26 protein-coding genes and 2 tRNA genes are annotated in these 22,835 nt (G+C 68.0%); 20 read left to right on the top strand and 8 right to left on the bottom strand.

The features are described from left to right. Positions 1-46: 46 nt before the first annotated feature. Positions 47-769, top strand: coding sequence for a hypothetical protein (locus ABZ863_RS01915; protein WP_358529814.1), 723 nt, complete (start codon positions 47-49; stop codon positions 767-769). A 7-nt stretch (positions 770-776) separates the two neighbouring features. On the opposite strand, the gene ABZ863_RS01910 is transcribed toward ABZ863_RS01915, so the two are convergent. Next, positions 777-1,880 carry a winged helix DNA-binding domain-containing protein gene (locus ABZ863_RS01910; protein WP_358529811.1) on the bottom strand — a complete coding sequence of 368 codons (1,104 nt, stop codon included), beginning with the start codon at positions 1,878-1,880 and terminating at the stop codon, positions 777-779. 173 nt (positions 1,881-2,053) lie between these two features. Here ABZ863_RS01910 and ABZ863_RS01905 point away from each other — a divergent pair, with 173 nt between their 5' ends. Further along, positions 2,054-3,061: a beta-ketoacyl-ACP synthase III gene (locus tag ABZ863_RS01905; RefSeq protein WP_358529808.1), complete on the top strand. Its 1,008-nt coding sequence runs from the start codon at positions 2,054-2,056 to the stop codon at positions 3,059-3,061. 57 nt (positions 3,062-3,118) lie between these two features. Here the strand turns inward: ABZ863_RS01905 and ABZ863_RS01900 are convergent, their stop codons facing one another. The 4 genes from ABZ863_RS01900 to ABZ863_RS01885 are packed head-to-tail and all read right to left on the bottom strand — an operon-like array spanning position 3,119 to position 6,290. Next, positions 3,119-4,057 carry a Ku protein gene (locus tag ABZ863_RS01900; protein ID WP_358529805.1) on the bottom strand — a complete coding sequence of 313 codons (939 nt, stop codon included), beginning with the start codon at positions 4,055-4,057 and terminating at the stop codon, positions 3,119-3,121. A gap of 15 nt (positions 4,058-4,072) precedes the next feature. Next, on the bottom strand, positions 4,073-5,008 hold the full coding sequence (gene ligD, locus ABZ863_RS01895) for a non-homologous end-joining DNA ligase (RefSeq protein ID WP_358530480.1): 936 nt from the start codon (positions 5,006-5,008) through the stop codon (positions 4,073-4,075). Positions 5,009-5,022: 14 nt separating this feature from the next. Beyond that, positions 5,023-5,832 carry a SigB/SigF/SigG family RNA polymerase sigma factor gene (locus tag ABZ863_RS01890; protein WP_358529802.1) on the bottom strand — a complete coding sequence of 270 codons (810 nt, stop codon included), beginning with the start codon at positions 5,830-5,832 and terminating at the stop codon, positions 5,023-5,025. Continuing rightward, a complete protein-coding gene (locus ABZ863_RS01885) occupies positions 5,829-6,290 on the bottom strand; it encodes an ATP-binding protein (protein ID WP_358529799.1) in 462 nt (153 codons plus the stop codon). The genes ABZ863_RS01890 and ABZ863_RS01885 overlap by 4 nt, the downstream gene beginning before the upstream one ends. 182 nt (positions 6,291-6,472) lie before the next feature. On the opposite strand from ABZ863_RS01885, the gene ABZ863_RS01880 reads away from it, so the two are divergent. The 3 genes from ABZ863_RS01880 to glmS all read left to right on the top strand — a co-directional run bounded on the left by ABZ863_RS01880 (position 6,473) and on the right by glmS (position 9,421). Beyond that, on the top strand, positions 6,473-7,252 hold the full coding sequence (locus ABZ863_RS01880) for a sulfite exporter TauE/SafE family protein (RefSeq protein WP_358529797.1): 780 nt from the start codon (positions 6,473-6,475) through the stop codon (positions 7,250-7,252). Between the two features lie 62 nt (positions 7,253-7,314). Next, on the top strand, positions 7,315-7,584 hold the full coding sequence (locus tag ABZ863_RS01875) for a hypothetical protein (protein WP_358529794.1): 270 nt from the start codon (positions 7,315-7,317) through the stop codon (positions 7,582-7,584). A 10-nt stretch (positions 7,585-7,594) separates the two neighbouring features. Beyond that, a complete protein-coding gene (glmS, locus tag ABZ863_RS01870) occupies positions 7,595-9,421 on the top strand; it encodes a glutamine--fructose-6-phosphate transaminase (isomerizing) (protein WP_358529791.1) in 1,827 nt (608 codons plus the stop codon). Between the two features lie 25 nt (positions 9,422-9,446). Here the strand turns inward: glmS and hisC are convergent, their stop codons facing one another. After that, positions 9,447-10,505 carry a histidinol-phosphate transaminase gene (gene hisC, locus ABZ863_RS01865; protein ID WP_358529788.1) on the bottom strand — a complete coding sequence of 353 codons (1,059 nt, stop codon included), beginning with the start codon at positions 10,503-10,505 and terminating at the stop codon, positions 9,447-9,449. Positions 10,506-10,609: 104 nt separating this feature from the next. Here hisC and ABZ863_RS01860 point away from each other — a divergent pair, with 104 nt between their 5' ends. From ABZ863_RS01860 to ABZ863_RS01830, 7 genes are all read left to right on the top strand, one after another. Then, positions 10,610-11,260 carry a dienelactone hydrolase family protein gene (locus tag ABZ863_RS01860; protein WP_358530477.1) on the top strand — a complete coding sequence of 217 codons (651 nt, stop codon included), beginning with the start codon at positions 10,610-10,612 and terminating at the stop codon, positions 11,258-11,260. A gap of 89 nt (positions 11,261-11,349) precedes the next feature. Further along, positions 11,350-11,799, top strand: coding sequence for a hypothetical protein (locus tag ABZ863_RS01855; protein WP_358529785.1), 450 nt, complete (start codon positions 11,350-11,352; stop codon positions 11,797-11,799). Then, the gene (locus ABZ863_RS01850; RefSeq protein ID WP_358529782.1) at positions 11,799-12,872 is read left to right on the top strand and encodes a PPE domain-containing protein; all 1,074 of its coding nucleotides are present in this window, start codon (positions 11,799-11,801) and stop codon (positions 12,870-12,872) included. Before ABZ863_RS01855 ends, ABZ863_RS01850 begins: the two co-directional genes overlap by 1 nt. 1 nt (position 12,873) lies before the next feature. After that, positions 12,874-13,632: an ESX secretion-associated protein EspG gene (locus ABZ863_RS01845; RefSeq protein WP_358529779.1), complete on the top strand. Its 759-nt coding sequence runs from the start codon at positions 12,874-12,876 to the stop codon at positions 13,630-13,632. A gap of 66 nt (positions 13,633-13,698) precedes the next feature. Then, positions 13,699-15,678: an acetoacetate--CoA ligase gene (locus ABZ863_RS01840; protein WP_358529777.1), complete on the top strand. Its 1,980-nt coding sequence runs from the start codon at positions 13,699-13,701 to the stop codon at positions 15,676-15,678. Between the two features lie 81 nt (positions 15,679-15,759). Beyond that, positions 15,760-15,849, top strand: a tRNA-Ser gene (locus tag ABZ863_RS01835). Between the two features lie 57 nt (positions 15,850-15,906). Then, positions 15,907-15,979: transfer RNA gene (locus tag ABZ863_RS01830), tRNA-Arg, on the top strand. A 108-nt stretch (positions 15,980-16,087) separates the two neighbouring features. Here the strand turns inward: ABZ863_RS01830 and ABZ863_RS01825 are convergent. Next, positions 16,088-17,362, bottom strand: coding sequence for a tyrosine-type recombinase/integrase (locus tag ABZ863_RS01825; protein WP_358529774.1), 1,275 nt, complete (start codon positions 17,360-17,362; stop codon positions 16,088-16,090). A 16-nt stretch (positions 17,363-17,378) separates the two neighbouring features. Next, positions 17,379-18,257: a hypothetical protein gene (locus tag ABZ863_RS01820; RefSeq protein ID WP_358529772.1), complete on the bottom strand. Its 879-nt coding sequence runs from the start codon at positions 18,255-18,257 to the stop codon at positions 17,379-17,381. Positions 18,258-18,353: 96 nt separating this feature from the next. On the opposite strand from ABZ863_RS01820, the gene ABZ863_RS01815 reads away from it, so the two are divergent. From ABZ863_RS01815 to ABZ863_RS01780, 8 genes are all read left to right on the top strand, one after another. Beyond that, positions 18,354-18,662 (top strand): helix-turn-helix transcriptional regulator, encoded by a 309-nt coding sequence (locus tag ABZ863_RS01815; protein WP_358529769.1) that lies wholly within the window; start codon positions 18,354-18,356, stop codon positions 18,660-18,662. After that, positions 18,655-18,888 carry a DNA-binding protein gene (locus tag ABZ863_RS01810; RefSeq protein WP_358529767.1) on the top strand — a complete coding sequence of 78 codons (234 nt, stop codon included), beginning with the start codon at positions 18,655-18,657 and terminating at the stop codon, positions 18,886-18,888. Before ABZ863_RS01815 ends, ABZ863_RS01810 begins: the two co-directional genes overlap by 8 nt. Beyond that, the gene (locus ABZ863_RS01805) at positions 18,888-19,385 is read left to right on the top strand and encodes a hypothetical protein (RefSeq protein ID WP_358529764.1); all 498 of its coding nucleotides are present in this window, start codon (positions 18,888-18,890) and stop codon (positions 19,383-19,385) included. The genes ABZ863_RS01810 and ABZ863_RS01805 overlap by 1 nt, the downstream gene beginning before the upstream one ends. Further along, positions 19,385-19,795: a hypothetical protein gene (locus tag ABZ863_RS01800; RefSeq protein ID WP_358529761.1), complete on the top strand. Its 411-nt coding sequence runs from the start codon at positions 19,385-19,387 to the stop codon at positions 19,793-19,795. The genes ABZ863_RS01805 and ABZ863_RS01800 overlap by 1 nt, the downstream gene beginning before the upstream one ends. After that, a complete protein-coding gene (locus tag ABZ863_RS01795; RefSeq protein ID WP_358529758.1) occupies positions 19,792-20,079 on the top strand; it encodes a hypothetical protein in 288 nt (95 codons plus the stop codon). The genes ABZ863_RS01800 and ABZ863_RS01795 overlap by 4 nt, the downstream gene beginning before the upstream one ends. Then, positions 20,051-20,905: a hypothetical protein gene (locus tag ABZ863_RS01790; protein WP_358529755.1), complete on the top strand. Its 855-nt coding sequence runs from the start codon at positions 20,051-20,053 to the stop codon at positions 20,903-20,905. The genes ABZ863_RS01795 and ABZ863_RS01790 overlap by 29 nt, the downstream gene beginning before the upstream one ends. Further along, positions 20,902-21,750, top strand: coding sequence for a hypothetical protein (locus tag ABZ863_RS01785; RefSeq protein ID WP_358529752.1), 849 nt, complete (start codon positions 20,902-20,904; stop codon positions 21,748-21,750). The genes ABZ863_RS01790 and ABZ863_RS01785 overlap by 4 nt, the downstream gene beginning before the upstream one ends. Positions 21,751-21,840: 90 nt before the next feature. Then, a complete protein-coding gene (locus ABZ863_RS01780) occupies positions 21,841-22,830 on the top strand; it encodes a hypothetical protein (protein WP_358529750.1) in 990 nt (329 codons plus the stop codon). Positions 22,831-22,835 lie beyond the last annotated feature (5 nt).

Here is a 22,835-nt window from a genome sequence, read left to right as displayed (position 1 = left end):
GGCCAGTGATTCTGGGGGACACCGCTTTTCTGTGATGGAGGACCTGATGGCGCCCACAGTTCTGCGTTGCACGCCGCAAGACGCCGAACTGCTCGACCGAACCGGCATCATCGGAGCCAGTGTGGCTCCGCAGCACGGTGGCACGGGACAGGGGACGGAGCCGACGCCTGGGACTGGCGTCAACCGGTCCGGCATGGCGAGCCTGGTGGCCGCGGTCCTGATGCTCGTGGTGGCCTTCGGCGCCGTCGTCGACGTTCAGCGGCCGGGCGGTCCGAGCATGCCGCTGGCCGGCGGTGCCGCTGGCGAGGAGCCCGTAGTCGCCGCCGAGTCACCGGTCTCCGCCGAAATGCCGGGCGAGGAGCCCCCACCGAAGCGTGAGGACCTTCCAGAGCAGCGCGAGGAGCGGCAGGCGCCGGCCCCTGCCGCCGTCGCGGCCGAGTCCACCCCGGTCGTCGAGCCTGCGGAGCCGCCGCGGACCGTCGCGCAGGCAAAGGCCTCCGTACCGGAGGTCGATCCGCAGCCTGCCCCGGTGCGTTCGTCGGAGCAGCAGGTGGCCAAGGCCACGCCCGAGGCGCGGGCCGACGGCCCGCCTGCGCCGACGACTCGTTTCACTGTCCCGCCGTCCGTGCGTGAGCTACTCGATCCGATGCTGCAGTACTACGAGCAGAACCTGCCGAATCTGCAGGCGCACCAGTGGCGGGGCCGCAGCGGTGACCACGGGCATTTCTCATGGCGGTATGGCGATCGCTCCCATTTCGGGGATCGATAACGGCCCGTCAGCTGACGGGTGGGCAGACCTGGACCTCACCATCCGGCGCCTCGGCAAAACGCAGCAGCCGCTTACCTTCGGCTCGCAGGGCGGCAGTGTCCCGTGTGGACACAGTGCGAAAAGGTTGGAGCTCCAGGATTTGCCGGGCCGCCGTTTGGGTGATCCGCCAGGTCCCGTGGACGAAACCGTCGACGAGGAAGACCCCAGGGACGATGCCGTTGGGTGTGCTGAGCCGCTTGCGGTCCTCTTCGCTCAGCACCCGCGTCCGGTCGGCGTAGGAGAGCAGCAGGTTGTCGAACTCGGGCAGGAAGCGCACCGGTGCGCTGGTGTCCGGATCGGGGCGCGGGGCGTCCGGCAGGTCGAACAGCTCCCGCCCCTCCTCGGTTCGGAACGTGCGCAGCCGTGAGCGCAGGCCCTCGACGACCTCGCCGAGCCGGGTGAGCCCGCACCAGGCCTGGACATCGCGCACCGTCGCGGGGCCGAACGCCGCGAGGTAACGCAGCACCAGCCGATCCAGGGCCGGTTCGGTATCGAGCGGACGGCCCGCCCAGTCGTCGAACGTGGCATAGGTCGGCTGCCCGCTGCGGCCCCACACCGCACGCGGCGGCACCTGCACCAGGGGAAGCAGGTTGCGCGCGGCGAACGTGAGGGCGGTGGGTTCGCGGCCCGGCCACCGCTCGGCGAGCGAGCGGCCGAGCTCCGCCGACGAATGCGGTCGCTCGGCGAGCAGCGTGCGGGCATCCGCGGCGACCTGGTCGAGGTCGAGCCCGGCGAGAAGTGGCGTCCAGCTGGTGTTGGTGCGCAGGTGCTGGTCGAAGAGGCGCTGCAGAAGTGGACGCAGCGCGGCGGCGTCGGCGGCGCTGACCAGGTGGACGGTACCGCGCAGCAGGGCGATCCGGACGACATGCCGGTCGAGCAGCAGCTGGGAGAGCTCGTCGGGCCGAAAGTTCCGCAGCCGGGTCCACAGGCCGTAGTAGGGCGGGAAGGGCGCCTGCGCCTGTAGGCCCACGAGGTGTTCGATCAGGTCGATGGCGGGCCGGTCGGCGCGCTCCAGCAGTGATTGCCGGGCGAGCACAGCCCGGTTGAGTGCACGCTTGCTGAGGACCGTCATGCACCCGTTGTAACGGTCAATGCGGTCACTTTGCGGCCGGATTGGTGCAGTTGGATACTCCGATTGAGACATAAGTCACAACAGAATCCTCTACCGATTGGTAGCCCATAGAAGTAGTTGGGGAGCCGGTTCGGCGTCTCCCGTTGCCGACGCTGGTCCATGGAGGATGCCAAGTGCCCACGCACGGGTCGCGTGGTGTGGCAGTGCTCGCCGGTCTCGGCGGTTGGCTGCCGCCGCGCGTAGTGGACAACGACGAACTGAGTCAGCGGCTGGACACGTCCGACGAGTGGATCCGCACGAGGACGGGCATCCGCCGGCGCCACGTCGTGACCGCTGACGTGTCCACAGTGGACATGGCGGTCGAGGCGGGCGGGCGGGCGTTGCGCTCAGCGGGTTCGCAGGACGTGGACGCGCTCGTGCTGGCCACCGCGACTCCCGATCAGGTGTGCCCGGCCAGCGCCCCGCAGGTGGCCAGCAGGCTCGGGCTCGGCGGGATCGCGGCCTTCGACGTCAACGCCGTGTGCAGTGGGTTCGTCTACGCGCTCGCCACCGCCGCCGGACTGATCGCCGCCGGTGCGGCGCAGCGGGTGCTGCTCGTCGGCGCCGACGCTTTCACGACGCTGCTGAACCCGGACGACCGCAGCACCGTGCCGATCTTCGGCGACGGTGCCGGTGCGGTGGTGCTGCGTGCCGGTGAGCAGGACGAACTCGGCGCCATCGGGCCGTTCGACCTGCACAGCGACGGCGACCTCGCCGACCTGCTCATCGTTCCCGCGGGCGGGGCGAAACAGAAGAAGTCCGCGAATCCGGACGACCACTACTTCACGATGCAGGGTCCGGCCGTGTTCCGGCACGCGACGGCACGAATGGCCGAGTCCTCGCGCACGGTCATGGAGCGTGCGGGATGGACCGTGGGTGACGTCGACCGGTTCGTCGGCCACCAGGCCAACATCCGGATCCTGCAGGCGACTGCCAAACAGCTCGGCCTGCCGGCCGACAGTCTCGTCGTCAACATCGAGCGCACCGGTAACACCAGCGCGGCATCGATCCCGCTGGCGATGGTCGACGGCGTCAAGGACGGCACGCTGCAGGCCGGGGACCGTGTGCTGGTGAGTGCCTTCGGCGCGGGCCTGACCTGGGGCGCCACCGCCCTGCGCTGGCCGGCCGTCACACCTGGCTGATGTGCCCCCAAGGCCACCTTGGTTGCGTTGAACGCAACCAAGGTGGCCTTGGGGGCCTCAGGAGGCGCGTTTGCCGGTCGGCGAGGCCGTTGCGTCACGGACGGCCTGCTCCAGCTCGTCCCTCGACATCTTCGAACGGCCCCTGATGTCGAGGTCCCTTGCCATCCGGTCGAGCTCGGCCTTGGTCAGCTCCGACAGCTCCGGTGTTCGGGTCCCGCGCTTGCGGTTCTCCACACTGCGGGACAGCGCCTCGAACAGGTCCACGACCTCCGTGGCCTGCCGCGGCGCCTCCGCAGGGTTCACCGTGCGCCCTGCCCGCTTGTCGTCGATGAGCTGCTTGACGCGCGGGGTGTAGGTGTCGTGGTAGTCGTCGGGTTTCCACTCCTGCGCCATCGACTCGATGAGGCTCACCGCCATGTCGACCTCTTTGCCGCGCGTCTGCCCCGGCGCCGGCAGCTTGGCGATCTCCTTGGCGGGCTCCCGGATGTCCTCGGGGAACAGCAGGGTGTTCAGCACCAGCACGCCGTCACCGGCCCGTACGGCGGCGATGTACTCCTTGCCGCGCATGACGAACCTCGCGAGCCCAGCCCGGTTGGTTCTGCTCATCGCCTCGATCAGCAGGCTGTACGCGCGCCCGTACTCCTCCTTCGCCGGCGCCAGCCAGTAGGTCTTCTGGAAGAAGATCGGATCGATCTCGTCGAGGTCCACGAAGGCGCCGATGTCGATGGTGCGTGAACGTCCCGGCGCGACCTGGTCCAGCTCGTCCGGCTCGATCAGCACGTACTCGTCACCGCCGAGGTCGTAACCCTTGACGATCTCGTCGTAGGGCACCTCTTTGCCGGTGTGCTCGTTGACTCGCCGGTACCGGATCCGGTCCGCCGTGCCACGCTGGAACTGTCTGAAGTGGATTGTGTGGTCCTCGGTGGCGCTGTACAGCTCGACGGGCACGGTCACCAGGCCGAAGTTCAGCGCGCCGCTCCAGATCGCTCGTGCCACCGCCGCCTCCTGTCGCTAGTGGACACCTCGCTCAGGTATCTCCCTGACCACCTCGGTAGCGGGCTTGTCCTCGCGCAGTCCCCTGAATCGAGGGTGCCGCAGCCGTCCGTCCTCGGTCCACTCGGTGAATCCCACCTCCACGACCAGCTCCGGCTCCACCCAGTGGCTCCCCACTTCCCGCACGGGATCGGCGAACGGAGCTGATGGGCGGGCCAGCGCGTCGAACCTGCGCCGCAGGTCGCGCAGCATCGCGTCGTTGTAGCCCGTGCCGACCTTGCCCGCGTAACGCAGCGTCCGTCCGGAGTAGTAACCCACCAGCAGTGCCCCGAACCCCGTGCGCGAACCGGCGGGATCGGTGAAGCCGCCGACCACGAACTCCTGGTCCTTGACGCATTTGAACTTCAGCCAGTCGCGTGATCGCCCACCGCGGTAGGGCGCGTTGGCGCGCTTGGCGATCAGCCCCTCCCAGCCCTCGGCGCAGGCCTCGCGCAGGAACCGTTCGCCGTCGGTGTTGCGGTACCGCGACAGCCGGATCGGGTCGTGGAAGTCGAACGCCTGCCGCAACAACTGTTTGCGCTGCCGCAGCGGCAAGGCCGTGGCATCGGTGCCGCCGAAGTCGAGCAGATCGAACAGGTAGTAGAACACCTCGATGCCGGTGGCTCGCGCGCGTGCCGGATCGCCCAGGTGGATGCGGGGCTGCAGCTTGGCGAAGCTCGTCTGCCTGCCGTCGAAGGCCACGATCTCGCCGTCGACGGTGAACTCGTCGCCGCTCTGCGCGGCGAGCGCCTCGACCAGCTCCGGGTAGGCGGCGTTCATCGGCCGCCGGTTGCGCGACCACAGCACGGGCTCAGCGCCGCCCGCCCGTACGCAGACAGCGCGCACGCCGTCGAGCTTGCGCTCGAAGATCCAGTTCGGGTCGGAGAAGTACCGGTCGGTGAGCGTGGCCAGCATCGGCTCCCGCCACCTCACGTCTCGTCCTCGGGCGCCTTGTCGACGAGCCCCTGGCGCAGCTTGTCCAGTGTGCGGGCGAGCAGCCGGGAGACGTGCATCTGCGAGATGCCGATGCGCTCGGCGATCTGCGTCTGCGTCATGTTGTGCACGAACCGCAGCGCGAGGATCTTGCGTTCGCGCTCCGGCAGTTCCTTGACCAGCGGCTGCAGCGTCTCGTGGTTCTCCACACCTTCCAGCGCCGAGTCCTCCTCACCGAGGGTGTCGCCGAGCGCGAGGTTCTCGGTGTCGCCGGAGAGCACTTCGTCGAGCGACATCGAGTGGTAGGCGTTGCCTGCTTCCAGCCCCTCGTACACCTCGTCGGGGCTGAGCCCGAGGTGGTCGGCGATCTCGCTGGGTGTCGGCGCCCTGCCCAGCCGTTGCGACAGCTGGGTGCTGGCGTTGTTGATGGACAGGTGCAGCTCCTTGAGCCTGCGGGGCACCCGGATGACCCACCCGGTGTCCCGGAAGTGCCGCCGCACCTCGCCCATCACCGTCGGCACCGCGAAGGAGAGGAAGTCCGACCCGCGCCGTGGGTCGAACCGGTCGACGGCGTTGATCAGACCGACCCTGGCGACCTGCACCAGGTCCTCCTTGGCCACACCGCGCCCCGAGAAGCGCTGCGCGATGTGCTCGGCCAGTGGGAGGTGCCCGGTGACGAGCTCCTCCCGTACCTCGGCCCGGCGCGGATCGTCATCGGCGAGCGCCACGAACTCCTCGAAGAGCGGGGTGAGGTGTTCGTAGTCGTCCGACGGGTTACGCGACCCCCGAGTCGTCGATCCAGTCACGTATGCGTCGGCTTCCGCTTGGCGAGTTCGACATGGATCCAGTTCCGTTGCCCGTCGAGCGCCCCCGTCTCCACCCAGGACGAGGCGGAGTCGGCGAGCGTGGTGAGAATGCGCCAGCCGAACGAGGCGGTGCTTGGCGCCGCGCTGTCGGTCGAGGTGACCGCACCGCGGAAGCGCAGCTCGCTGTCGTCGATCGTGAACCGGCACACCATGGTGCTGCCGGGCACGGCGCGGGTGATCAGGGTGGAGCACGCTTCGTCCACCGCGAGCCGGAGGTCGGCGATCGCGTCGAGGTCGAAGTCGGCTCTGATGGCGATGTTCGCCGCCACGGAGCGAATGATGGGGAGGTGCACCAAGCTCGCGCCCAGCCGCAGCTCGATGTCGTCCTGAGCGCCGACGTCGTGCGGCGGCTCGGATTCGGTGGTTGTCACCTCAGCGTCATGCCGGCTGTTCAACATGCACCTTTCTGCCGATTCAGTTGTGTCGCAGTGTCGCGCCGAATTCCAGGTGTCGTCTCCAGCCGTGACTACCCGATTGCGCGCTGGCGAAACAGCAACAGCGCAGGGGCTGGATCGTGATACTGAACACTGTATACGCATCCTGATACGCACCCTGGATAACCGGCGCTTATGGTCCGAGCGTGATTTGGTGGCACGCTGTCCTCATTGCCCTGGCAGGTGTCTGGGCGGGAACGATCAACACGGTGGTCGGCTCCGGCACCCTGGTGACGTTCCCGGTACTCGTCGCGCTCGGGTACCCGCCCGTCACAGCGACCACCTCGAATGCCATCGGACTCGTGTCGGGCACGATCAGCGGTGCCATCGGCTACCGGCACGAGCTCCAAGGTCAGGGCAAGCGGCTACTGCGCTACGTTCCGGCGTCCGCGGCCGGCGCGGTGTGCGGCACGGTGCTGTTGCTGTCACTGCCGCCCACCGCGTTCGAGAAGATCGTGCCCGTGCTCGTGGGGCTGGCCGTCGTGCTGGTGATCGTGCAGCCACGGGTGTCGAGCTGGGTGCTGTCCCGCAGGGAGATCCGGCGGGAGCAGGGTAAGCCCGTCAACGCCAACCCCGTCCTGCTGCTGCCGCTGATCTTCCTGGTGGGTATCTACGGTGGGTACTTCACAGCCGCGCAGGGGGTCCTGCTCATGGCGTTCATGGGCATGCTGCTGAACGAGTCCATCCAACGGCTCAACGGCATCAAGAACGTGCTCGCCGCCGTGGTGAACACGGTGGCTGGTGCGATTTACGCCTTCGTCGCGCCCGTCAGCTGGCCGGTCGTCGGGCTGCTCGCCGCCGGCTCGCTGGTAGGCGGTTGGCTGGGCGCGCGTATCGGGCGAAAGCTGGCACCTGGTGTGCTGCGTGCGGTCATCGTCGTGGTCGGTGTGGCAGCGATCGTCCAGCTCATCCTCCGTCAGCTGTGATCCTGCCCGGAATCGGGCAGGAAACTTGAACTAGCCGTCGGCGCCCTGTCAAGCTCGCCTGCATGGATCAGCCGCCGCCCGTCGAACTGGTGCGGCATGTGGCTACCTCGACCGGTCTTCCCCTGGCCACCGCCACCCGCGTAGTCGCCGATGTACTGGCGTTCTTCGGCGAAACCGCGGAGGAGTACGTGCGGCGACGGCACCGCGAACTGAAACACCGCGGGCTCAAAAACGACCAGATCTGGGGGAGGGTTGCCGCCGAGCTCGCGAGCCGCCCAGTCGCGGCGGGTCGGCTCTCGGAGCGGCAGCTTCGCCGAATCGTCTACGGCTAGGAGCAACTGCATGTGCGGAATCGTTGGGTACATCGGCCACCGCGAGGCGGCCCCGATCCTGCTCGAAGGCCTGCAGCGCCTCGAGTACCGCGGCTACGACTCCGCGGGTGTCGCACTCGTGCACCGCGGGCGGCTACGGGTCACGAAGGCCGCCGTCCGGGTTGCCGAGCTGCGTGCGCTCGTCGGTGAGGACAGTCCGGCACAGGTCGGTATCGCGCACACACGCTGGGCCACCCACGGTGAGCCGACTGACGTCAACGCGCACCCGCATCTCGACGCGGAGGGCCGCATCGCCGTCGTGCACAACGGGATCATCGAGAACGCCGAGCAGCTGCGCGCGAAGCTCACGGCAGCCGGTGTCGAGTTCGCCTCCGACACCGACACCGAGGCGCTCGCGCACCTGATCGCCGCGCGGCTGCGGGACGGGGCCAGCTCACTGGAGGACGCCGTGCGTGGCGCGCTGCTGCAGGTCGAGGGTGCCTACGGCATCGTCGTGCTCGACGTGCGTAACCCCGGCGAGCTCGTGGTCGCCCGCAACGGGAGTCCCATCGTGCTCGGCATCGGCGACAACTCGATGTTCGTCGCCTCGGACGTCGCGGCGCTCGTCCGGTACACCCAGCGCGTCGTGTACCTCGACGACGGCGAGCTGGCCACGCTGCAGGCCGGCGACTACCGCACCAGCACGTTGCAGGCCCGGCGCACCGACAAGACGCCGACCGAGGTGGAGCTGACCGACGAGGACTACCAGCTCGACGGGTTCGACAACTACATGCGCAAGGAGATCGGCGAGCAGCCGGAGGCCCTGCGGCGGGCGCTGCGCGGCAGGCTCGACGAGCGGTTCTCCACGGCCCACCTCGGCGGGCTGCGCCTCGACGCACGCGAGCTGCGCTCGATCCGGCGCGTGAAGTTCCTCGGCTGCGGCTCGGCGTACTACGCAGGGCAGATCGGTGCCAGCCTCGTCGAGGAGCTCGCGCGGATCCCCGCGGATGCGGAGCCGGCGTCGGAGTTCCGGTACCGCAACCCGGTCGTCGACCCCGACGCGCTGTACGTAGCGGTGAGCCAGTCCGGCGAGACGGCTGACACCCTCGCTGCCGTGCAGGAGCTCACCCGCAAGGGCGGGCGGGTGATCGGCGCCGTGAACGCCGTGGGCAGTGCGATTGCACGCGAATGCGGCAGCGGCGTGTTCCTGCACGCCGGGCCTGAGGTCTCGGTGGCCTCGACCAAGGCGGTCACGAACATGAGCACGTGCTTCGCGATGCTCGGCCTGCTGCTGGGCCGGGTGCGGGACCTGTCGGTGGCCGACGGGCGCCGCATGGTCACCGCCCTCGACGCGCTGCCTGGGCGTATCGAGGAGGTGCTGCGCGAGGAGAAGCAGATCGCCGAGACCGCGCGGCAGTTCGCCGATGCCCGGCACATGTTCTTCGTCGGCAGGGTGCGTGGCTGGCCGGTGGCGCGGGAGGGTGCGCAGAAGCTCAAGGAGATCTCCTACGTGCACGCCGAGGCCTACCAGGCCGGCGAGCTCAAGCACGGGCCGATCGCGCTGATCGACGCGTCGATGCCGTCGGTGGTGATCGTTCCGGATGACGAGCTGCTGGCCAAGAACATCGGCACGATGGAGCAGATCAAGGCACGCGGCGGCCCGGTGATCGCGGTGACGAACGCGACGCTGCCCGCCGGCCTCGCCGACGCCGAGCTGCACGTGCCGACCACGGAGCCGGAACTCGACCCGATCCTGTTCGGCATTCCGCTGCAGCTGCTGGCCTACCACCTGGCCACGGCGCTGGAACGCGACATCGACAAGCCGCGCAACCTGGCCAAGAGCGTGACCGTGGAGTGACCGGCCTGCCGGTGACGGTCACACGTCAGCGCGGGAACGACCGTGCCGCGTCGAGGAACACGTCGTTCTCCTCCGGCGTGCTGATCGTCACCCGCACGCCGTCACCGGCGAACGGCCGCACGACGACCTTGTGTTCGAGCTGGTGCTGGGCGAACTCGACGGTCCGCTCACCGAGTGGCAGCCACACGAAGTTCGCCTCCGTCTCTGGCACCTCGTAACCGGCCGCCAGCAGCGTCTCCCGCACCCGGGTGCGCTCCAGCACGATGTCGGCGCACCGCGCGAGCAGCTCGTCCTTCGCGTCGAGCGAGGCCAGCGCCGCCGTCTGCGCCAGCGCGTTCACGCTGAACGCGACGTAGACCTTGCGCAGTGCGGTGACGACCTCCTCAGGGCCGACCGCGTAGCCGACCCGCAGGCCCGCGAGCCCGTAGGCCTTGGAGAACGTGCGCAGCACGGCGACGTTCTGCCGGGTGCGGGCGAACTCGAGACCGTCGGGGACCTCGCGGTCGGTGACGAACTCGCGGTATGCCTCGTCGAGCACGACGAGGACGTGCGGTGGCACCCGGTCCAGGAACTCCGTCAGCGCCTCGCGGTGCACCACCGTGCCGGTCGGGTTGTTCGGGTTGCACACGAACACCACGCGTGTCGCCGGAGTGATCGCGTCCAGCATGGCGCCGAGATCGTGCCGGTGCCCGGCATCCAGCGGCACCGTCACCGCCGCCGCGTTGGCCACCTGCGTGACGATCGGGTAGGCCTCGAACGAGCGCCACGCGAAGAGCACCTCCTCGCCCGGCGCGCACATGGCCTGCACCACCTGCTGGCACAGCGACACCGAGCCGCAGCCGATGGCGATCCGTTCGGTGGGCACGTCCAGCTCACCAGCCAGCCGCTCGGCGAGTGCCTGCGAACCCATGTCCGGGTAGCGGTTCACCTGGCTCGTGGCCTGCGCGATCGCCGCGGCGACGCTGGGCAACGGGCCGCCGGGCACCTCGTTGCTGGCCAGCTTGATGGCGCCGGGGATCGTGCGGCCGGGCACGTAGGCAGGCAGTGCCGCCAGATCGGCTCGCGTTGGGATCGCGGAGGACATCGCGGCTCCTTGCGGTGGGAAGGGTTCCGCCCTTCAACCTATCTCGCCGGATATCTGCCAGCTCACGTTGACTCGGGCACCACTATCGGTGGTTGAGTAGGCCCATGATGCAGACGTACACCGAGGACCACGTGCGCGCCGACGGGCGTGCCATCCGACTCACGTTCGCGGAGCCGGAACGTGTGGTCCGCGGTGGCCTCGTCGTGCTGCACGAAGCCGACGGCGTCGACGACAAGGTGCGGCTGCTCGTCTCCGGTCTGGCCGGCGAGGGATGGCTGGCCGTGGCGCCGCACATCCAGCCGAGCGACCGCGGGCTGACCGGCCAGGACATCCTCGCGGCGACCGACACGACGCTCGCGTGGCTGGTCGATCGTGCTGTGCGCGCGGACCTGATCGGCGTGATGGGTTTCGACGTCGGTGGCACCGCCGCGCTGGTCGTCGCGGCCAGCCGCAAGCTCGGCGCCGCGGTGAGCGTCGGCGGGCAGGGCATCAGCAAGCCGCTCTCCGACGAGCTGCCGGCACTGGTCGACATCGCGGGCAATCTCGTGAGCCCGTGGCTCGGCCTGTATGGCGATGAAGGCGACGAGGCGGCCGAAGCCGAGGTCGAACGGCTCCGGGAGGCGGCTTCGGCGGCCAAGGTGGCGACCAACGTGGTCCGGTACCCGGGCGCCAACCATCGGTTCGACGCCGACCCGGCCGCCTCGGCGGAGGCCTGGCAGCGGACCCTCGACTGGTTCGACGGCTACCTGCGCTGACCTGGCGAGAAACGGAACGAAACGGGCGACGGAGCCGTCCCACGCAGTAGAGTGCTCGCTGCACGAAGCCGTTGTTGGGGGTGGTTGCCGTGGTCGACATCGAGAAGAGTCCGTTACAGGTATCGCCGGGTGCGGCGTTCGCATCCGGTGCCGCCGCGGCGCTGGCCCCGGTCGCCAAGGACCTGGAAGTCGTCGGTGAGCAGGTTCGCGCGGGCGACCTGAGGCTGGACGAGGAGGCCGCGCACCGCCTGCTGGCCTCGCTGACCGCGGTGCAGTCCCGCGTCCACGCGCTCATCGCCGACAGCGCCGACCGCATCGACCGGCCACTGCTGCTTGGCGACAACTTCGTCGCGGAGACCATGAGTGAGCGGCTGCGCGGCGCCGCCTCCGGCGGAGCGGACGCCGCGATCCCGGTGCTCGAGGAGTTCAGTGGGCAACTCGACAGGCTCGCGGACATCGTCCGCCGTGCCGCGGGGCTGCTGACCGAGACCGACGATGCGGCCGGCGAGCGGCTGAGCCGGCTGGGAGAGGTCGACTGATGCAACTTCCGATCAACTGCCTGCCCTACCCCTGGCCACCGCGGGAGCCGGAGCTGGAAACCGGCGATCTCGGCCAGTCCGTGAACTGGCTGACCTACTCGCACGGCGAGCTGCACAGCATGGTCAACTCAGGGCTCGACCTGGACAGTACGACCGAGATCGCCGCGCAGTGGTCACGGCTCGGCGGGGAGCTCGGCGACCTCGGCTACGAGCTGCGGCAGGCGTTCGCCGCCGCCGAGGAAGGCTGGCAGGGCGTGGCTGCCGAGAAGGCGCGCGCCTCGGTCGGCAGGCTGGCCGGTTGGACGGAGGAGACGGCCGATGGCAGCGCTGTCGTGTCCGGCTGTGTGAGCGAGCAGGCGGCGCTCGCCAGCGTGGCGCAGCGGAACATGCCTGATCCGCCGGTGGTCGTGTACCCGCAGCTGCCGACGCCGGAAATACCAAGGGACTGCTGGCGCACTGGCGCCGAGATCGTCGCCGACCCGGCTCCCGAGCGGGATCGGAACCGGGAACTGCATCAGCAGGCGGCGGAGGTCATGGAGCAATACCAGCGGGACTCCCACGACCTCTACAGCCGGGTGCCGGCGTTCACCAGCCCCACCCCGCCGACAACGTTTGAAAACCCCGAGCGGCCGGAGCCGATCCCGACCGATCCCACGCCGCCGGACGACAGCACGGTGGCCAGTTCGGCGCCCGGCCCGTCGACGGGCGCACCAGGCGCGATGGGAACGGGCGGTGTGGGGTCCGGCGGCGCGGCCACGGCACTCCCGGCGAGCCCGCTCAGCGGGACCGCGGGAGAGCAGCTCGGCGCGGGCTCGCGCGCGGGAGCGGCGACCCCGGTGGGCGGAACGTCATCGGCTGGCGCGGCCGCGGCATCGCCCGGATCGGGCGCGGCGCGTACGGGAATGGCCCCGGCGGCCATGCCGATGGGGGCGGCCGGGGCCCGTCCCGCCGAGGAGGACGCCGAACACGAGCGGCCGTCCTACCTGCAGGAGGAAGAGGACCTGTGGGGGATGGACGTCCCGGTCACGCCGCCGGTACTCGGCCAGGAGCCGCCCGGCAGGGGAGGCCGCTGACGTGCGGGACGACGCGTCGGGCTGGATCTCCCTGCATCCGGGAGAGTTGTACCTGATCTGGACCGAGCTGGGGCTTGGCGCGTTGCCAACGGTTCTGGACATCCCGCACGTCGGGCGCACCGCGGCTGCCCGCGCGGAGCTCGTCGAGCTCGCCGACCGGGCACTCGGCGACCGCGACCTCGGTACGGTCGCCCGGCCCGCGGCCGACCTGGCGGCCATGCTGCACGCACTGGCTTCGCCACAGCTGCTGCTCGACCTGCAGGTAACCGGCCCTGGTGTGTCCTTCCGCGCCGTCGGTGCGGCCGGGCCGCACGGCGCGGTGACCGCGGGTGTGGCTGATGGCGACGTGCGGATCGGGCCCGTACACACGCAGGCGCTGGTCGCGACCATGCTCGATGCGACATCGCCGTTGCCTGCCGGTGTCGGCAGTCCCGGCAATGTCCGGCTCGCCGACTACCGCAGGGCGTGCCGTGCCGGCGAGTACGAGGGTGCGGCCGGGTTCGTGGAGACACTGCGCGGTGCGGGGGTCCGCCCTGCCGAGGCGAACACGTTCGCGCGGGCGGTCTCGGGCAGAGTGGGCGGTGGCCAGTTGGGAGCCGGTTCGCGCGAGCGCGGGCGGGCGTCCAGCACGGTCAACTGGGTGGACACCGAGGACGGACGGTACACACTTCGCCAGCATGGCGACTGGGTGACGGTCACCCCCGTCGATCCGGGCCGGTTGCGCTCGATGGCCGAGGAAATGTTGGGCGATCTCACATAAAGCGGCTACCTCGGGTGACAGAGAGAACGTAGCCCAGCAGGTACGGGCGGACTTAGGCTCACCGCCATGAGCGCTGACGACGAGGTCCCCGAGGTGCTGTGGCAGCCCACGCCCGCGCGTGTGGCCGAGACGAAGATCGACGACTTTCGCCGGTGGCTGCGCACCGAGCGCGGCGTCACGACCGGGAACTACCAGGAACTCTGGGAGTTCTCGACGACGTCGCTCGAGGACTTCTGGTCGGCGCTGACCGAGTACCTGGGTGTGCGGTGGCACTCGCGGCCCACCGAGGTGTTGTCGAGCCTGGAGATGCCGGGTACGCGGTGGTTCTCCGGCGCCACGCTGAACTACGCCGAGCATGCCCTGATCGGCGGGGTCGCCGGTGCGGCGAAGGCCGACGACGACCTGGCGGTGATCTTCAACCGTGAGGACGGCCGGGAGCAGCAGCTCAGCTACGGCGACCTGCGGGCCGAGGTGGCTGCCGCGCGTGCCGCGCTGCAGGCGCTCGGTGTCGGCAAGGGTGACCGGGTGGTGGCGTTCGCGCCCAACTGCCCGCAGACGCTGGTGGCGTTCCTGGCCGCGGCGAGCCTCGGCGCGATCTGGTCGTCGTGCTCGCCGGACTTCGGTGTGCGCGCGGTGGCCGACCGGTTCGCCCAGATCGAGCCGAAGGTGCTCGTCGCCGTCAACGGCTACGTCTACAACGGCAGGGTGTTCGATGTCCGGTCGACGGTGGATGAGCTGCGTGCGAAGCTGAGTGGCCTCGCGGGCACTGTGCTGATCGACTACGAGGGCGGCGGCACGCTGCCGGGTGCGCTGGACTGGGGCGGTCTGCTCGCCGAACACGCGGGAGCGCCGCTGGAGTTCGACCCGGTGGAGTTCGACCACCCGCTGTGGGTGCTGTACTCGTCGGGTACGACCGGGCTGCCGAAGGGCATCGTGCAGGGCCACGGCGGGATCACCGTCGAGCACCTCAAGGCGCTGGCGCTGCAGAACGACCTCGGGCCGGGGGAACGGTTTTTCTGGTTCACCACGACCGGCTGGATGATGTGGAACTTCCTCGTCTCCGGCCTGCTGGTCGGTTCCACCATCGTGCTGTTCGACGGCAGTCCGGGTCATCCGGACCTCAATGCGCTGTGGCAGCTCGCGGAGCGGCACCGGGTCACCTACTTCGGCACGTCGGCTCCGTTCGTGCAGAGCTGCCTCAAGGAGCGCTTGCGGCCGGCTGAGCGGTTCGATCTCTCGGCTATGCGGGCGCTCGGCTCGACGGGGGCGCCGCTGAGCGAGGAGGGCTTCCGCTGGATCGCCGACGCGATCGGCCACCACGTGCAGATCTGCTCCGTTTCCGGTGGCACCGACCTGTGCACGGCGTTCGTCGGCGCGTCGCCGGACCTGCCGGTGTGGCTGGGCGAGCTGTCGTGCCGGGCACTCGGCGCGGCGGTGGAGGCCTACGACGAGACGGGCCACGGCGTCGTCGGGCAGGTCGGCGAGCTGATCGTCACCAAGCCGATGCCGTCGATGCCGGTCTCCTTCTGGAACGACCCGGACGGCAACCGCCTGCGGGAGGCCTACTTCGAGGACTTCCCCGGCCTGTGGCGACACGGCGACTGGATCAAGATCACCGAGCGCGGGTCGGCGATCATCTACGGGCGCAGCGACTCGACCCTCAACCGGGGCGGTGTTCGCATGGGGACGTCGGAGTTCTACCGCGTCGTCGAGGGGTTCGACGAGGTACTGGATTCGCTCGTGATCGACACCTCGGCCAACGAGGAGGGTGAGCTGCTGTGCTTCCTTGTCCTGGCGCCGGGGGCGAAACTGGAGGACATCGAGCCGACTCTGCGTAAGGAGCTGCGCGGCGCGCTGTCCCCGCGACACGTTCCGGACCGGTTCGTGGTGGTCGAGGAGGTCCCGCGCACCCTGAACGGCAAGAAGTGCGAGGTCCCGGTGAAGAAGATCCTTCGCGGCGTAGCCCCCGAGCGTGCCGTGAGCCGCGACGCGCTCGCCAACCCGGACTCGCTCGCCCCGTTCGTCGCCTTCGCCGGGCGCGATTGACCTGGTACAACGGTTGGGAGGGGGTGCTTTGCTGGGGGGCCGGGGGCATGTGTACTCTATGTCAGCAGTGGTCGCGACCTGGGAGGCTTCGCCTAGTCTGGTCTATGGCGCCGCACTGCTAATGCGGTTGGGGGTAACCCCCCCTCCCGGGTTCAAATCCCGGAGCCTCCGCCGGGGCTCGGCCCAGCCGAGCACCATCCCGACCCCGGTCGGGGACAACTGAACACTGCGCCCGTAGCTCAACGGATAGAGCATCTGACTACGGATCAGAAGGTTGGGGGTTCGAATCCCTCCGGGCGCGCACTCGAACACGCTGGTCAGAGCCCTATTTCACTTCGGTGAGACAGGGCTCTTCTTCTTTGCAAAGACCCGGTGTCTCACATTTTCTCCCGTACGGTTGTACTGCTATTCAGTTGGCCTTGAAGAGCTCGCCGAGGGCGGTTGAGCCCTCGTGCAGATCCTCGTCCTGCGCGTGCACGTACTGGGTGTACGTGAACTTCACGTCGTAGTGCCCCGCCCACTTGCTGATGATCGAGATCGGCACCTTGGCCTTCTCCATCAGCGACAGGGCGGTGTGCCGTGCGCCGTGCAGCACGATCTTCGATACCCCGGCGCGCTTGCGCACCCGCTCCCACTCGTCGGAGTACCACTCCGGGTGCACCGGCTCACCGAGTTCGTCGACCACAACCCAGCCGGTCTCGGCGTCCGCAACGCGCTCGCCTTCCCAGAGATACGAAGTGTCTGCGGTGGCGTACGCGGGCCCGGCCTCGAGCTTCTCCGCAGCCTGCCGGACCCATAGCGCCCGCAGCGCCGCCGCCGTCTCCGCGTCGAGAGGCAACGTTCGCAGCCCGTTCTTCGACTTCGGCGGCTTCACCACCAGCCTGTACTCGACCAGCACCCGGGTCTTCTCGATGGAGATCGTTGTGGGCCGGTAATTCTTGCCCTTGCTGTAGCACTGCACACACCATTTCTCCCGATGTGTCCTGCACTGCTCAGCGAACGAGCCCCAGTCGACCAGCGGCCACTCCAGGCCGAGAACCTCACCACGCCGCAGCCCGTACAGCGAGAGTCGCCAGGCCGCGTGCAGGCGCTCCTTCGTGGCGATCGCCAGGAACTTCTGCACTTCCTCCTTCGACCACACGCCGCGTTTCGTCGGCTCGTGCTTCACGTGTTTCACCAGTGTGGCGGGGTTCCGCACGATCTTGCCCTCGGCGTGCGCTGTCTCCAACGCCGCGGTGAGGCGGTCAAGAGTCAGGTTGACCGACCTGCCACTCAGCCCAGTGCCGGGCTTCCCACCACGCCGCCGGCCGGAGGTAAGCATCCACTCAATGAGCTTCTCCACATCGTCCTTGGAGATGTCCTGCAGGGCCTTATGGCCGAGCCGCTGACGCGCCGGGCGAAGGGCGTCCTCGTAGTTCCGTTTCGTGTTCTCCGTGAGGTCCCTCACCACAGGCGGTAGCCACTGATTGAGGTACTCGTCCAGCGTCAGCTTCGACGGCCGAACGTAGGTGCCCTGCGCCGTCTCGGCCGTGATCCGAGCGCGCTCGGCCCGCGCCTCCTTCAGCGTGTCGAAGGTGAACGTCTTCTGCAGTCGCTTGCCTGACTCTGGGGCACGGCCAGTGTCGACCACGAATCTATATCGGGTCCTGCCATTCTTCAGGTAAACCTTCTTGATCTCTGCCACTGCATCCACTCCTCTCTTAGAATGGGAGTCCGTCTCGTTCGTTCATCGGAATGCCTAGCCGTTCCTCGACGATGCTCAGGGTGCGGCTATTTTCCGAGTATTCCCGGAATAAATCGTCGCGCTCTCGTCTAAGTTCATTGAGTGTTGATTTGTTTCCGATATTCTTCATGCGATCATCGAGTTCGTGCACCTCGCTCAGCAGGTGCTTGTTGCGCGCCACCAGGTCTGCGAGCTTCTTCTCGTTGCTGGTGCGCGTATCGCTGTCCGACGCTAAGAGTCCTAGATCGCGGGCTCGTGATACGCGCCTGGAGGCTGTGGCACTGGACACGCCGAGCTTTTCCGCGACGCACTTAATCGGATCGTTCGGTCTCTCGATAAGGCATTGCCTGTATAGGTCAGCTGCCTCTTCGAATTGCTTGTCAGGGGTTCGCTGTCCGCCACGCGTCGGGACCTCGCCCTCGAACTTCCGAGCCTTCTCGGCAACCGCCGTAGTTACATCATCGAGACGGCTGATCGCCTCATAGAGGGCGCCCATCGGTAGCCGATGAAGGTTCGACGTGGTGATCGCCTGTGTGCCGCCGGGGTCGCCCAGTAGTAGCCCTGTGACGACGAGTCCGCCCTCTGCGGTGACGCCGAGTCTGAAATGAACGTCGAAGTCAACGTCCTCCATCTCGGCGCGGAACCAGTAATCCGGGCCGTTCGGCGCGCTGGGATCGACCTGCATGCCCTCGGGATCTTCGAACGAGTTCGTCCATGTCTTGCGGACGGCCATCTTGTTGAAGGGCTGGTCCTCGGGTGCCCAGGGATCGACGGAGTCGTACTCGACGATCTGCGAATCGCGGTCAAGGCCAGCGATGTCCGGGATCCTGACCCGGGCTCGTCGACGTGGTGGCATGCAGCAACCCTAACCGTTGCGTAACCACCTGTGCAACCGTGCAACACGCCCGTGGAGTCGATGCAAGCGTCCGATCAGCTGTGCTAGCGTTACTGCATGCAGCGGTTGCGGACCTTCAATGCAACCAAACATGTTCCGTTTGAAACCAGGAGGGCAACCATGAATCTGCTGGCCAGGGTACGCGCGGAGCGGGCGCTCCCGCAGGCCACGGTGCGGAGATCAATCCGTGAGGCTGCAGGCGTCTCCCAGCGAGCTGTGGCCCAGGAGCTCGGTGTATCTGCCATGACCATCAGTCGATGGGAGGACGGATCTCGCACGCCACGCGGGGAACTGGCAGAGCGCTACGGACAACTTCTGACCGGGCTACGCGAGGTCGCTCTCGGTGGAGGCCAGTCGAATGACTAGGCAGCCAGCTCCCACCCTGGAAGAGATCAAGGCGAACTGGCCGGCGGTGTCGCGCATCCCGCAGGCGTGCGCCGCGCTCGACATCTCCCGCTCGCATGGATACGAGCTGCTCAAGCGTGGGGAGTTCCCTTGCCGCGTCATCAAGGTAGGCAATTCGTATCGGGCGATCACCGCATCGTTGATCGAAGTACTTGGAGGCTCTGCAGTAGCAGAGGAGGTCGCGTGATGACAACCCGGAACAACACGCCAGAACTGACGAACCGCCCGGCACACAGCTTGCCGGCGGAGGCCAGGCGGTCCGTCGAGACAAACACGCAGGAAGAGACCTGCATGCCCTTAACGCACAGTAACACCCACCCCGAGCTGTTGCAGCGGCTCGCTGAGCTCCCCGGGGGTGTGCTGCCGGATGGGAGTGGTGAGCTGATCCTTGATACCGACGGCTCGCTTGTTTTCCACCGGCCCATCGACATCGTGCCTGTGGTGGCCAACGATCTGGCCTGGAACGATGAGCGGGGGGATGCGCCCCTTGTAGCCGAGGTGTTTCGGTTCGGCGACAAGCCGCCGGTGCTGGCCTTGTCGATCGAGGGTCACCCGGAGGTCGTCACGCTGGACCGGGAGGGCGCGCTGCGTCTTCGCGCCGCTGCTGATGAGGCGGTCGCGATCATCGACCATGCGCAGCAGCTCGGCGCCGCGCTGGCGAGGCCTCTGCAGGGGGTGGCGTGATGACCGACGCCGACCAGACGCCGTACTGGCAGAGCGGGCCGTGCCCGCCGTGGTGCGTGGCGCTACACCGCGTTCAAGACCACCCGGACGACCGTTCCTGCTGGTCCGGGTGGGCGGCCCATTTGATGTTGAGCATGTACCCGGTGCACGAGGTCCGGCACGAGGGCTGCCCGGAGCCGCTTCGCCATGAACCCGAGGTTGCGGTGTTCCTGCGTCGTCGTTACCGGGAGAGCGAGCCGCGGGTGATCGTCGAGCCGGAGGTGATCCGCCCCGATCTTCCGCCGTTGCAGCTGACCGTTGCTGAGGCGCAGCAGCTTGGGGCGGCGTTGATCGAGGCTGCGACGGTCGCGACGGGGCAACATATCCCTGCCCCACAGCGGCCCGTGGTGCTTGCCGGGGGTGCCCGGTGACGACCGCGACGATCGTTGTGCAGTTGGCCGCGCTGTTCACGGCTGGTGTTGCAGCCGGAGTGCTCCTCGAGCGGTGGCTCTCCGCGCGTGTCCGGCGGCGCCGGGCTGCGGAGTTGAGCGCCCGGTGGGAGCGCCTGTTTGCTGAGGCCAAGGGCGTGTTGGTGCAGATCCCGGACGCTTCAGTGTCCGTTGCGGAGTTGGACGACGCGGCAGACGAGGCAATAGTGGTCGTGGAGTCTGGCCGTTCTGCCGGGCGTGCGATCGGCGGTGGTCGTCGTGGGTGAGCTGGCGACGATGGACGGCTGGTCGCCGTTTGACCGCATCAAGCACACGCGCCTGGATGGCAGCGAGTTCTGGCTCGGTCGCGAGCTTCAGGTGCTGGTTACCTACGTGCGGTGGGAGGACTTCAAGAGCGTCATCGTGAAGGCCCGGAACTCTGCTTCGGCGAATGGCGAAGCAATTGACCAGCACTTTGTTTTGGTCGAGTACACAGTGGAGGGTAAGCGGGGTGGCAGTCGGCTTGTGCAGGACTACGAGTTGTCCCGGCACGGCGCCTACCTCGCGGCGATGAACGCTGACGAGAACAAGCCCGCCGTCGCGGCCGCGCAGGCATACTTCGCCCGGCAGACCAACGATGCCGAGGTGATGAAGGCCGACCTCGCGTCGATGCCGGCCGACATCCAGCAGCAGATCGCGATCCTGCTCCGGCAGGGGCGGCTGGAGAACGAGCAACGTCGGCAAGGGGCCCAGCTGGTCGCACACGGCGCGGATATCCAGCGGTTGACCTCAGAGTTGCATGAGGCCCGCGAGGCGTTGGAGCAGGCCAACCACCGGATCGAGGCGGTGGAGACCGACGACGGGTGGATCACCGGCCGGTCGTACGCCATCAGGCACGGCCTGGTGACGAATGACAAGTACATCGCGCAGGTATCCCGCCGGGCTCGCACCATCGCGGCGGCCGGTCGGCACGGTGAGCCGGGTTTCGGTCCGGGCGAGGCGCCGCACAAGGTGCACGGCACCGTCAAGACCTACCCCGAGTGGGTGTGGGCCGCGGCCTTCCCACTGGTCGACCCGACCAGGTACATCGAGTCGAATGTGGGTGCGGCGTGACCGCGCAGATCGACCCGGAGGCCCGGCTTGCTGAACTGAACGCGAGGTTCCGCGGCTATGCCCGTCACCTTGCCGAGGAGCAGCTGCGGCACTGGTCGCCGAAGGGCATATCCGACCTCGACGACGAGGCGTTCGTCGAGCAGGTCACCGATGAACTCTTCGCGCTCATCACGCGCGAGGACGTGATCGTCATGCCACCGGATGAACGCCGAATGCTGGACCTGTTCGGGTTCGGCCGTGTCCAGGAAGTCCTGACGGAGGTCAACGTGGACACCGTCACCTTCGGCGTCCACGGCTATGTGTGGGGCCACGAGGTCGCTGAAGCCCTCGGGTGGGACGCCGCCAACTTCGCGGAATGGGCGAGAGACCAGTGGAAGTGGGACCTCGTCACACAGCGCGAGGAAGACGTGCAAACCGGGACAGTCGGGTGGGAATGCATCAGGCACCACCCGATGCGCGTGGACGTATGGCAGGGCGAAGGCCGCTCCGATGATCACTACGTCGATGGCAGGATGTCCGGCCCGATCACGCGCTACTGGTGCGACCTCTACCTGATCCACACCGACCGGATCATGTCCATGATGCTGAACTCCCCATGGGGCAAAGAGTTCATGGACTCGGTCATCCCGCTGATGTCCCACGCGATGCGAGCCTCGGGACTGGAAGAGCGGGCGAAGGACGTGCCCACGTACCGGACGCACGTCAACAGCCTGGGAGAGGTCGAGACCGAGGTCGCCGGTTCGCTGGCTGACATGTTCGCCCGGGACCGTGAGGGCATCAGCGAGGAAGAGGCCCGACGGCGCGCTTTCCGTGGCCCCGTCACCCCATCCTCGGAGGAGCCGTAGTTCCCGCCGACTGTGTGGCCGGCCCCGTGTCTCGATCTGGGGCCGGCCACCCCTTGGAGCAAGCGTTGATCATCGAATTGAGGGGGTCGGATGTCGTGGCAGGCCGCGCAGTGGGCGCTGACGGAGGCTGTGATGCCGAAGTCTGATCCCACGGGCCGGCTCGTCCTGGCCTATCTGGGCGCGAAGGCCGACAAGGAAGGCCGGAATGCCTTCCCGTTGGCCGTGTCGATCGCGCACGCGCTCGACCTGAACCCGGAAGTCGTGCCGCGTGTCCTGAAGCGGCTATGCGGCTATGGGCTCATCAGCAAGGACGGTGTGGGGCCGCAGGGGCAGCCGCGTTGGGTGCTGCACGTCCACAAGCGGCGTGGCGAGGAGTCGTTCGACGAGTTCTGCGAGCGACACCGAGGGAAGCGTTCGGAGCGTCAGGCGCGGTGGCGCGATAAGTCTGATGTAGACGATTCTCGGTCGTCTACGGTAGACGACTCAGAATCATCTACTGTAGACGATTCTCGATCGTCTCAACGGCCCGATGTAGACGACTCACGATCGTCACGTAGACGATTGAGCGTCGTCTTGAAGACGATCGAGGATCGTCTTGTAGACGACTCAGAGTCCCCCCGTAAAAGTCCTTATAAAAGTCCAAAGGTCCTTTACAAAGATCCATACCCCGCGCCTGCGGCACGGGCCGCCTCGGACCCGGCTGACGGAGAGCTGGATCTCGGCATCGAACCGGCCGCGCCGACGACGCGAGTCGATCCGCTCGACGAGCCGTTCCAGCGGTGGTGGAGCGCCTACCCGAAGAAGCGGAAGCTGCAGGACGCCCGGCGCGTCTTCGTGAAGACGGTCAAGGCCGGGCACGATCCCGCGTTCCTGATCGCTGAAGCCGAACGCTGGCGGGACCTCTGGGCCGCCGCCGGCTACGTCGGCAAGGAACGGCAGTTCATCCCCGACCCGACGACGTGGCTCAACCAGAAGCGGTGGACAGACGAACCACCCGCTTCACGGGCCGGCGCAGGCTCAGGCGGCTGGCAGCCATACCAGGACCCCGTCGACCAGTCCGTTTACGACGAAGCTTTCTGAGGAGA

The sequence above is a fragment of the Saccharomonospora sp. NPDC046836 genome (assembly GCF_040645195.1).
GTDB lineage: Bacteria > Actinomycetota > Actinomycetes > Mycobacteriales > Pseudonocardiaceae > Prauserella_A.
This window is presented reverse-complemented; position numbering and strand designations above follow the sequence as displayed.

Bases quoted from the DNA above. Each gene is read 5' to 3' on its own strand.
- ABZ863_RS01800 (WP_358529761.1), top strand. From the start codon at position 19,385: ATGACCGACGCCGACCAGACGCCGTACTGGCAGAGCGGGCCGTGCCCG.
- ABZ863_RS01805 (WP_358529764.1), top strand. From the start codon at position 18,888: ATGACAACCCGGAACAACACGCCAGAACTGACGAACCGCCCGGCACAC.
- ABZ863_RS01910 (WP_358529811.1), bottom strand. From the start codon at position 1,880: ATGACGGTCCTCAGCAAGCGTGCACTCAACCGGGCTGTGCTCGCCCGG.
- ABZ863_RS01915 (WP_358529814.1), top strand. From the start codon at position 47: ATGGCGCCCACAGTTCTGCGTTGCACGCCGCAAGACGCCGAACTGCTC.
- ABZ863_RS01850 (WP_358529782.1), top strand. From the start codon at position 11,799: ATGCAACTTCCGATCAACTGCCTGCCCTACCCCTGGCCACCGCGGGAG.
- ABZ863_RS01875 (WP_358529794.1), top strand. From the start codon at position 7,315: ATGGATCAGCCGCCGCCCGTCGAACTGGTGCGGCATGTGGCTACCTCG.
- ABZ863_RS01780 (WP_358529750.1), top strand. From the start codon at position 21,841: ATGTCGTGGCAGGCCGCGCAGTGGGCGCTGACGGAGGCTGTGATGCCG.
- hisC (WP_358529788.1), bottom strand. From the start codon at position 10,505: ATGTCCTCCGCGATCCCAACGCGAGCCGATCTGGCGGCACTGCCTGCC.
- glmS (WP_358529791.1), top strand. From the start codon at position 7,595: ATGTGCGGAATCGTTGGGTACATCGGCCACCGCGAGGCGGCCCCGATC.
- ABZ863_RS01810 (WP_358529767.1), top strand. From the start codon at position 18,655: ATGACTAGGCAGCCAGCTCCCACCCTGGAAGAGATCAAGGCGAACTGG.
- ABZ863_RS01840 (WP_358529777.1), top strand. From the start codon at position 13,699: ATGAGCGCTGACGACGAGGTCCCCGAGGTGCTGTGGCAGCCCACGCCC.
- ABZ863_RS01820 (WP_358529772.1), bottom strand. From the start codon at position 18,257: ATGCCACCACGTCGACGAGCCCGGGTCAGGATCCCGGACATCGCTGGC.
- ABZ863_RS01860 (WP_358530477.1), top strand. From the start codon at position 10,610: ATGATGCAGACGTACACCGAGGACCACGTGCGCGCCGACGGGCGTGCC.
- ABZ863_RS01815 (WP_358529769.1), top strand. From the start codon at position 18,354: ATGCAGCGGTTGCGGACCTTCAATGCAACCAAACATGTTCCGTTTGAA.
- ABZ863_RS01885 (WP_358529799.1), bottom strand. From the start codon at position 6,290: ATGTTGAACAGCCGGCATGACGCTGAGGTGACAACCACCGAATCCGAG.
- ligD (WP_358530480.1), bottom strand. From the start codon at position 5,008: ATGCTGGCCACGCTCACCGACCGGTACTTCTCCGACCCGAACTGGATC.